We start from the raw sequence: 3,627 nt of genomic DNA, 5'->3' as shown, positions 1-3,627 counted from the left end.
ATACGCGCAGAACGGTATTTTTCTTGATCACCAATAGGATACACAAAGGATTCATTTCCGATCTTCTCAACTGCGCCTTGCACGTGAGCAGCATCGCCTACTGATTCTGCTGTGGCTCCATTCTTAAAAGTAAACATCCCATGAGAAAGTTTAGTAACAGGGTTAAACGTTGAATCAACAACGATAATTCCGTTTTGAAAATCAACTACTCCAGAGGCATCAATATTATTCTTTAAATCAAAGGCTTTATGAGGCGTAGCACTGTTAAACTCTATGTGGTGAAAAGATGATAATCCATTTCCCCCTATTTGCTTCACAACACCGTCTGTTTCAGTTAGAAAAATAGTACGTGATTGCAGGTAATTTGGAGTTAAACCATACGCTCCATTATTAATGAAGTTTTGAAAGTAAATCACTACTCCTCCATTGGTTACATCTCCTGTCTCTTTATTCTCAAAAGTATTTTCAAAACTCACTAGGTCGTCCGGAGAAGAAATAGAAAGCACTCCTTCGTTGACGATAACCTGTTCTGCTTCTTGAGCATAGGTTACCACACTACTATATCCTAGTAGCAATAGTGTATATATTATTTTCTTTTTCATTCTTTTGTCATTTAATTACACCTTACTTCAGTCTTTTTTCATAAACTTGGATTCCCCCTACCTCTTCTACCAAAATTATCCATATCGTTTACCACCTTTTTTTATCCATTACACTCCTCCCAAAGTTGCCACAGTAGATACCATGGATTCTTCTATAAACGCAGGAATACTCGTACAGTACAAAATAATAGTGGTCTCATTATTAGGTTCTAACTCAATACTGGTTTTACTCCCTAAATCTTGAGGTGTGGATGTAGGAATTGCACCTGTTTGAGGCATAAATTGTTTAACGAATCTGTTCAAATAAATCCCTTAGATTAATTCTCCTCCCTGTTAAACGTCCTTGATTATCCCTTCTGATTTCTCTGTAATGTGTATTAGAACTTTTTTTCTAATCCATGAAAGCGAATGCTCTCCTTTACTTCCTATTCTTCTGTTGGATTCTCTGTTCCGATTTCTACTTGAACGTAGGAAACGGAACAGCTTACCAACAAAACAAGAAGTATTGAACTATTTATTTTTCAAAGATTGTAATCTTCTTATTACTAATTATCTTTTTTTACATACTCTAAAATCAAATAGTATGATCCTATTGGATGTAGAACTGTTAACGAATCTGCCATTCCAACAATAAGACGTGTCTTACCTCCTACTACTGTTTTGCGAATTACACCTTCTGTAATAGAGTTTGTAGCTCTATTAATCAGACGTGCTTGTAAAATCACCTCAGCAAAGTCTTCATCAACTTCAATCACATTCGTTTTAGAATTTAACCGTATTTCAAATACACGTTGTGCAATCTTCAAATCTGTATCTAACCATTTCTCTGGTTTAATTACTTCAGTAGAAGAATAATTTACCACTGTACCAGTTCCAATATTCGTAATTAAATTTGTCAGATATTCATTGAATACAGTACTGTTTTTCAATGCTGCAGGAATATCAATTTCCCAATTATTTTTATTCTCATCCGTATAGATATAAACCGCTGGGACTATATTATCTTCCGAATCTTTCTTCCCTAATAGACTAGTTAACGTTTCATTGGATTCCACTAGCGTAGTAAAGTCAATACGTTGAGCATCTCCTCTTTCTGGTGTATAGATTAGGAAATTTTTATTTACGGTTGTACCATTTTCTACTACTTCTTGACTTTCATATTTTAAAGAAGTTAAACTCTCTTTACTTTTAATTTCATCTGTCAAGTTATAGTTTACTCCAGAAGCTGTAATGATTAGGTTATCATTTATATCACGAGATATGGCAACATCACCTGTAGAAGTTGAAATAAACGTTTCTAACAATGTTTTCACCGAATTATCTGCGATAATTTTATCAAAGTCATGGATAATATCTTGTGTAACCGTAATTTTTGTACTAGCTGGCAGACCTGTTTCATCTTTATAAGAATACTCAATCATCTGGTCTCCATCAGTTCCCTTACTCAAACTCGTTAACGTTTCTGCAAATAATTCAGAAGCCGAATTTTTACCATCGTTGAAACTAAATCCAGCTTTTACTCCATCAGTATTTCCTGTTTCTTTCACTTCCAAAGAAGCAACGTACGATTCTGCTCTAATTATATCAGAGATATTCACTTCTGTATCTACCCCGCCTTCATTGATTACAAATACAACATCCCCATTTTGGTCGATTACCTTAATGTTCGAAATATTATTTGTGAGGTATTCGTTTAAAATAGTTTGTACACTAGAGTTATCAATAATATCTTGGAAGTTGTTCTGAACATCTGATACTACGTTAATTGTAATTCCCTCACCATTTGTTTTAATCGCTTCCTCGTTTTTATACACATAAACACCAGTTGTTCCACTAGCAGATAAAACAGTAGTTGTTTCTTGTGCTTTAATTTCATCGGTCAAGTTATAGCTTACTCCAGAAGCTGTAATGATTACGTTACCATTTCCATCACGAGATATCACAACATCCCCTGTAGAGGTAGAAATAAATGTCTCTAGCAATGTTTTTACCGAATTATCTTCAATAATTTTGTTGAAATCTGTAATTACGTCTTGGGTAATTGTCATTACAACATCGTCTCTTCTTTCTGTTTCATCAATGAAATAGTATTCAATTTTTCCATCACCATCCGTACCTTTTTCCATGGCCGTTAATGTTTCTGAGAATTGAATCGATGCTGGAACTTTTCCATTGTTAAAAGAAAATCCTGCTTTTACTTCATTATTATTAACTGTTTCATCCGTTAAGGTCAAGACTGTTTCCGCAGAATTATTTTTGATAATTGTCTGGAAATCTGCACTATCTCCTAACTTCGTAATGAAGTCTTGGTTCATCGCAATATTCTCAACAAAAGTTTTGTTGTTTGCAATTTCTGTAACCGCTAAAGAAACACTGTGGTTGTTTGAATCTGTCACAACCAATTGATCATTTTCCAACGTAAAGCTCACGTTTACCGTGTTTAACGCTGACCAGTCAATCTCTTGTTTTTCTTCATTTTCATCGTAGTAGAAGAATGTATTGTTTACTGAATCGTAGTTTACGTTTCCGTACTTCTTCGTTAATTTATTGATGATGTTCTCGATGAACTCTTCATTATTGGTAATCTGATTAACAAACTCAATGTTATCTCCTAACTTCGTAATGAAGTCTTGGTTCATCGCAATATTCTCAACAAAAGTTTTGTTGTTTGCAATTTCTGTAACCGCTAAAGAAACACTGTGGTTGTTTGAATCTGTCACAACCAATTGATCATTTTCCAACGTAAAGCTCACGTTTACCGTGTTTAACGCTGACCAGTCAATCTCTTGCTTTTCTTCATTTTCATCGTAGTAGAAGAACGTATTGTTTACTGAATCGTAGTTTACGTTTCCGTACTTCTTCGTTAATTTATTGATGATGTTCTCGATGAACTCTTCATTATTGGTAATCTGGTTAACAAACTCAATGTTATCTCCTAACTTCGTAATGAAGTCTTGGTTCATCGCAATATTCTCAACAAAAGTTTTGTTGTTTGCAATTTCTGTAACCGCTAAAGAAACACTGT

1 protein-coding gene and 2 pseudogenes are annotated in these 3,627 nt (G+C 34.4%); all 3 read right to left on the bottom strand.

Features of this window, described 5'->3' with window-relative positions; all coding sequences use genetic code 11:
• Positions 1–602, bottom strand: a pseudogene (locus tag ACLJX0_RS15295) (gliding motility-associated C-terminal domain-containing protein); the annotation flags it as partial.
• Between the two features lie 108 nt (positions 603–710).
• The gene (locus ACLJX0_RS15290) at positions 711–881 is read right to left on the bottom strand and encodes a hypothetical protein (RefSeq protein WP_410881681.1); all 171 of its coding nucleotides are present in this window, start codon (positions 879–881) and stop codon (positions 711–713) included.
• 266 nt (positions 882–1,147) lie between these two features.
• A pseudogene (locus ACLJX0_RS15285) lies at positions 1,148–3,627 on the bottom strand (hypothetical protein); the annotation flags it as partial.

The organism is Myroides sp. DW712 (assembly GCF_046557355.1).
Classification (GTDB): domain Bacteria; phylum Bacteroidota; class Bacteroidia; order Flavobacteriales; family Flavobacteriaceae; genus Flavobacterium.
This window is presented reverse-complemented; position numbering and strand designations above follow the sequence as displayed.

Coding starts and splice junctions, on each gene's coding strand:
- ACLJX0_RS15290 (WP_410881681.1), bottom strand. CDS start 881: ATGCCTCAAACAGGTGCAATTCCTACATCCACACCTCAAGATTTAGGG.